The organism is Cellvibrio sp. OA-2007, from assembly GCF_000953825.1.
GTDB lineage: Bacteria > Pseudomonadota > Gammaproteobacteria > Pseudomonadales > Cellvibrionaceae > Cellvibrio.
On record NZ_BBUL01000049.1, the window covers coordinates 1 to 2,869 of the forward strand.

The 2,869-nt window shown below is 63.5% G+C and carries 4 protein-coding genes; 3 read left to right on the top strand and 1 reads right to left on the bottom strand.

The genetic code is table 11. The annotated features are described in order from the left end of the window. The first annotated feature begins 87 nt into the window (after window positions 1-87). From AWU77_RS02240 to AWU77_RS02250, 3 genes are read left to right on the top strand one after another with little or no spacing between them, the layout of a single operon-like run. On the top strand, window positions 88-444 hold the full coding sequence (locus AWU77_RS02240; protein ID WP_062058629.1) for a transposase: 357 nt from the start codon (window positions 88-90) through the stop codon (window positions 442-444). After that, a complete protein-coding gene (gene tnpB / locus AWU77_RS02245; RefSeq protein WP_062058632.1) occupies window positions 441-788 on the top strand; it encodes an IS66 family insertion sequence element accessory protein TnpB in 348 nt (115 codons plus the stop codon). The genes AWU77_RS02240 and tnpB overlap by 4 nt, the downstream gene beginning before the upstream one ends. A 30-nt stretch (window positions 789-818) precedes the next feature. Then, window positions 819-2,408, top strand: a complete 1,590-nt coding sequence (locus AWU77_RS02250) for an IS66 family transposase (RefSeq protein ID WP_062058635.1) — start codon at window positions 819-821, stop codon at window positions 2,406-2,408. Here the strand turns inward: AWU77_RS02250 and AWU77_RS20005 are convergent. Further along, the gene (locus AWU77_RS20005) at window positions 2,363-2,758 is read right to left on the bottom strand and encodes a hypothetical protein (protein WP_202966611.1); all 396 of its coding nucleotides are present in this window, start codon (window positions 2,756-2,758) and stop codon (window positions 2,363-2,365) included. The two genes, AWU77_RS02250 and AWU77_RS20005, sit on opposite strands and share 46 nt — an antisense overlap. Window positions 2,759-2,869 lie beyond the last annotated feature (111 nt).

A 2,869-nucleotide genomic window follows, 5' to 3' on the forward strand; every position in this document is an offset into this window, starting at 1 on the left:
CCAAAGGTAAGCGTCGTCTCAGCACCGTGTAGACACTCGACAGTTTCAGACGCAAAGTAGTCCCCACTATTTTTAGTGGGGACTATCTTGGTAGGTGAAGCAGAACAAAAGAAGCGCCGGCGCAGCACGAACTATCCGCTGGAGTTCAAGCGGCAGCTGGCGCAGCAAGCGTGTGATGAGTCAGTGTCGGTAGCGCAGCTGGCGCTGCACCACGGGCTGAACACGAACATGCTGTTTCGCTGGCGACGCCAACTGCGTGCCGGCTTGCTCGACACGGCGACGCAGTTTCTGCCGGTAGCACTGGAAGTCGGGCCGAAAGAACAGGCCAGCGTCGAGGCGGACGGTGGCAGGATCGAGATCCAGTTGGGGCAAACCAAAGTCTGTATCCATGGGGTGCCCGATCCAGCCACGCTGGCGCTCGTGCTCCAGGGGTTGCGTCCGTGATCGGCCTGCCCGCCGGCACCCGCATCTGGCTGGCGGCCGGCGTGACCGACATGCGCTCCGGCTTCAATGGCTTGGCCGCGAAGGTGGAGACGGCGCTGAAGGAAGACCCATACAGCGGCCACGTGTTTGTGTTCCGCGGCCGGCGCGGCGACCTGATAAAGGTGCTGTGGTGGACTGGCGATGGCCTGTGCCTGTTGTGCAAACGACTTGAGCGCGGCCGCTTCGTCTGGCCCCAGGCCAGCGAGGGCACGGTGACACTGACGCAGGCCCAGCTCTCGATGCTCTTGGAAGGAATCGACTGGCGCCGGCCCGAGCGCACCTGGCGCCCGCAGTCAGCCTTGTAAACGTGGCAGGACCCGCGTAAACTGGGCCGCATGTTTGACGCCGCCCACCTGCCCGACGATATCGCCGCTTTGAAAGCCATGCTGCTGGCACGCGAAGCGGCGTTGCAGGCCAGCGAAGCGCGCGTAGCGCACCTGTCCGCTGAACTATCGACTCGCACCGCCGAGATCGAGCACTTGAAGCTGGTGCTGGCCAAGCTGCGACGCATGCAGTTTGGCCGCCGCTCCGAAAAACTCGACCTGCAAATCGAACAGCTGGAACTCAAGCTTGAAGACCTGGAGGCCGAAGCGGCGGTGGCCGAAGCTCAGGCGCCTGTGGAGATGGCACCGCGCAGGAAGGCCGAACGCAGGCCGCTGCCTGCCCACCTGCCGCGCGAGGAGCGCGTACTGCGCCCGGCCTTGGACGCCTGTCCGGACTGCGGCGGCAAACTGAAAGACTTGGGAGAAGACGTGTCGGAACAGCTGGAGTATGTGCCGGCCAGCTTCCATGTCATCCGTCACGTGCGTCCCAAGCTGGCCTGCGCCTGCTGTGACCGAATCGTGCAGGCGCCGGCAGCCAGCCGTCCTATCGAACGTGGCCTGCCTGGCCCGGGCCTGCTGGCACACGTGCTGGTAGCGAAGTACGCCGACCATGTGCCCCTGTATCGCCAGAGCGTGATCTACGCGCGCGAGGGCGTGGAACTGGAGCGCTCCCTGCTGGCCAGCTGGGTGGGCGCGGCCAGCACGCTGCTGCGCCCCTTGGCCGAGGCGTTGCGTCGCCACGTCTTCGCCGCCGCCAAGCTGCACGCCGACGACACACCGTTGCCTGTACTGGCACCGGGCAACGGCAAGACGCGCACCGCGCGCCTGTGGACCTATGTGCGCGACGACTGCGCCAGCGGCGCCAGTGAGCCTCCCGCAGTGTGGTTTGCCTACTCGCCAGACCGCAAGGGAGAACATCCGCAAACCCATCTGGCCGGCTTTACTGGCGTGCTGCAGGCAGACGCGTATGCCGGCTTCAATGCCATCTACGATAGCGGGCGCGTCGTCGAAGCGGCGTGCTGGGCGCATGCACGCCGCAAGTTTTATGACCTGCACGCCGCCCGTCCGTCGGCCTTGACCGCCGAGGCATTACGCCGCATCGGCGAACTTTATGCAATCGAAGAGACCATCCGCGGCAAGCCACCAGACGAGCGCCTCGCCGAACGGCAGGCACGAGCCAGGCCATTGCTCAACGACCTGGAGCGCTGGCTGCATGCCACGCTTGCCACACTGTCGCGTAAGTCCGATTCGGCAGCGGCCATCCTGTACGCGCTCAAGCTGTGGCCGGCCCTGACTCGTTACGCCGACGACGGACGCATCGAGATCGACAACTCGGCCGCCGAGCGGGCACTGCGCGGCGTTGCGCTGGGCCGGCGCAATTTCTTGTTTGCCGGCGCCGACAGCGGCGGCGAGCGCGCGGCCGCCGTGTACGGCTTGATTGGCACTGCCAAGCTCAATGGCATCGACCCTGAGGCTTGGCTGCGCCACGTGCTGGAGCGCATCGCCGAGCACCCTGTCAACCAGGTGCACGACTTCCTGCCCTGGAACTATGCCGCTCAGCTAAGCGGCACTTCGTCGTTGGGAGAATCCCAGTCCTCGTAACTTATGGGCTCGCTCGTGGCCAAATCCCAAACCATGGAGTGATACTGGACATCAAACCAATCCTTGAACATTTTGTAGGTACGCTTCTGCGGCCACCAAGATTCGACCGTGTACCACTCCTCAAGGAAGCCCTCAAAGAACATTTGCCATCGGCGCTGCACCCACTTTTCGGCATCCTGCTGACCATCGAGCGCATCGGGGACCAGGAAAGCGTTTTGCTCAAGGCGCAATTCTTCGAGCGTAATGTCTGGTGGATTCGGATCGACGCGCTTGATCCAGTCAAGGACCGGCTGCTTGGGCATCAGAATGATCAAATGGCGATTGATCGTAAAGCGAGGATAGTTGTGCATGGCAAGGCCGCGTGTGGAGAAGCCTCCATTCTAGCTCCCACATAACTGCAGTCAGCGCAAGACGGTACTCAGCTGACGCTTACCACTTTCCCTGCGCAGCTTGCCCGACAA

Bases quoted from the DNA above. Each gene is read 5' to 3' on its own strand.
- AWU77_RS02250 (WP_062058635.1), top strand. From the start codon at position 819: ATGTTTGACGCCGCCCACCTGCCCGACGATATCGCCGCTTTGAAAGCC.
- AWU77_RS20005 (WP_202966611.1), bottom strand. From the start codon at position 2,758: ATGCACAACTATCCTCGCTTTACGATCAATCGCCATTTGATCATTCTG.